At 48.0% G+C, this 2,393-nt stretch carries 2 protein-coding genes; both read right to left on the bottom strand.

The genetic code is table 11. From position 1 onward, the window contains the following. Nucleotides 1-430: 430 nt before the first annotated feature. Nucleotides 431-769 (bottom strand): hypothetical protein, encoded by a 339-nt coding sequence (locus D104_RS32175; protein ID WP_031215120.1) that lies wholly within the window; start codon nucleotides 767-769, stop codon nucleotides 431-433. 1 nt (nucleotide 770) lies between these two features. Next, entirely contained in the window at nucleotides 771-2,027 is a 1,257-nt protein-coding gene (locus D104_RS32180; RefSeq protein ID WP_024024779.1) for a tyrosine-type recombinase/integrase, read from the bottom strand. Between the last annotated feature and the right edge of the window lie 366 nt (nucleotides 2,028-2,393).

The following is a 2,393-nucleotide window of genomic DNA, read 5'->3' on the forward strand; positions in this document are numbered from 1 at the left end:
CCAAAAGCCAAACGGATAGTGGTTTTGGCGTATGGGGGTAAAGGCATGGGGAAGTGTGTGGCGGCTGTTGAAACTCATGGATTAGCAAATGACGCCTAGGGGATTGCATCAGCTGATCAAAGTAAGTAATTGGGTTGGTTGATTTAGCTTAAAGCTGGGTGTGGTATTTTGTAAGCGAGCTATCGGTAGGAAAAGCAATGGCTGGATAGTGACAAGGCGAAATGAGAACCGACGCGTACAGAAATGCAGAGGCGTCGGTCATATTGGCTTGAAGATTATGTTTGGTGGCTTGTTTTGTCAATCAAAGCCCTGATTGCCCCATTCCTTGGGGCAGTGTAATTTCCTCTTATTCACCCTCTAAAGCTTGTGGTATCAAGTGTTGCCCCACTGTCCCAACTGCCCACGGTAAGTGAGCAAATGGGGGAGTTTGTTAGTTTCGCCTGATGGGCTTTTTCGGCATGCGGCTGCGTTTGCCATCGAAGAAGGCCAGTACTCTGAACCAATAGAGTGATTCTTCATAACCTAGGCTATACGTTGGGCGTGCAGGCGGAATGAGCCCCAGCTTGCGTCCTAGGCTGACAATCACGTAGAACGTGAGTTTTAGCGTCAGCCATGGAGCGAGTACCACCAATGTCGTCAGGCAATATCGGGTAAGTGTGTAGCCTACGCCATGAGATTGCTCGAGTAAGGCAATGCCAATACACCAGCCAAGGCCTGCCAGCATGGCTATTGGAAAGGTAATGGGGGCGAGTCGCATCATCAGTTGCATGTTAACGCCCTCCTGTGTTGTGCTGTGAAGGGTGCTCAAAGTTCACCAGCGGTTCGATCACATCAGCCACGGTTTGATGGGCAATACGGCGCTCTTCAAAGTAATCGTGGCGGTCGTAGATGCCCTCAACGCCTTTTAGCTTATGGTTAAGACAGCGTTCTGCCACGTTGCCTGCAATACCTAAAGAGGCGGCAAGGCTGCGAAAGGTGCGGCGTAAATCGTGTACGGTAAAGTGTTCAAGTTTGCCCATTTTATTGGGCGGCTGTTTTTTGCGCCCAGGCTCGCGACCAAAGAGTTTAGAAATTGCGCGGTTCAGTGTATCTGGCCCCATATGTGGACGATGGCTTGCTCGTCTGGCTGGAAAAACATAAGGCGAGCCACAAGCACGGATTTGCAGCTCGTTAAACCAAGCAATGGCTTGGCGCGGTAAGGGAATGCTGATTGGGACACCAGTTTTACTTCGTTCCTTGGGTAGGTCCCATACGCCCGTGGTTAAATCCATTTCACGCCACATGGCTTCGCACAATTCGCTTTTGCGCACACCCAACACCAAAAACAGGCAGCAAGCGAGGTAGTTGTCGCGGCCAAAGCTATTGATATGGGTATGAAACACGCTGAAGGCGTAGTGAATTTCCTCTTTGCTGAGCATCCTGTCTTTACTGGACTCCACGCCACCGGCATCGCCCACGGTAAATGCTGCGGCTGGGTTGTTCAGGGTTAAGTCGAGCTTTATCGCATGTCGAAACAGCTGCTTCATGTACATCAAGGTATCGTTGGCAATGGTAGGGCGGTTACTTTCTCGAATGCGCTCTAATACTTCGCGTACATGTGTTGGACGCACAGCTTGGATAGGAAGTTGACCAATCACTGGTGCAATTTCTTTGGTAAAAACACGTTTGGGTATATTTGGGTGCTTTAATCGGCGACTTAAGTCTTTGGCATACCAGTCTTGAAACAGCTGACTGACATTTTGAATCTCAGGGATGGTTTCAATAGCACGGATTGCTAATGGGTCTTCACCTTGCTGAAGTTGTAGCTGCATTTTAGACGATTCAAGTCGAGCCTCTGCTAAGGTCATACTTGGGTATTGGCCGAGCGTGGCTTCTCGTCGTCCGTTTAGGCTGGTATACCTTAGCATCCAATACGGCATGCCAGATTTTCTTACGCAAAAATATAAGCCGTTACCATCACTGTATTTTTTGTTTGCTGTTGCGGCGCGAGCATAAGACTGCACCTGAGTTGCGGTTAGTTTTGCCATCGTTTGTTACTCTATATTCCTAAGAAATCGTTAAAATTTGCTCACCATTGCCCACCACTGTTTGTTTATCGATTGGTTCGATAGTTGAGTGATTGAACAACCTGCAAGCAGCACGATAAGTGGAGATGGCATAAGGCGGTGGTGAGATAGATGCAAAAATCTGCTCACCAGATACCTTGACTTTTTGCTTATTGAGTCAAAAAAACAGGTCTTGCCCACCATTTTGCCCACCACTTAAACAGCAACTGGTAACGGACATCTGCAAACCGATTTGGACGGGAAAAATAAAAAAGCCCTGTATTTACAAGCAAATAACAGGGCTTCTAAGACATTCTTGGACGGGTAAAAAACCTATTCGATATTTTG

This window comes from Marinomonas profundimaris (assembly GCF_000508165.1).
GTDB lineage: Bacteria > Pseudomonadota > Gammaproteobacteria > Pseudomonadales > Marinomonadaceae > Marinomonas > Marinomonas profundimaris.

What these genes read in the sequence shown, in the direction of transcription:
- D104_RS32180 (WP_024024779.1), bottom strand. Translation starts at nt 2,027, where the DNA reads ATGGCAAAACTAACCGCAACTCAGGTGCAGTCTTATGCTCGCGCCGCA.
- D104_RS32175 (WP_031215120.1), bottom strand. Translation starts at nt 769, where the DNA reads ATGCAACTGATGATGCGACTCGCCCCCATTACCTTTCCAATAGCCATG.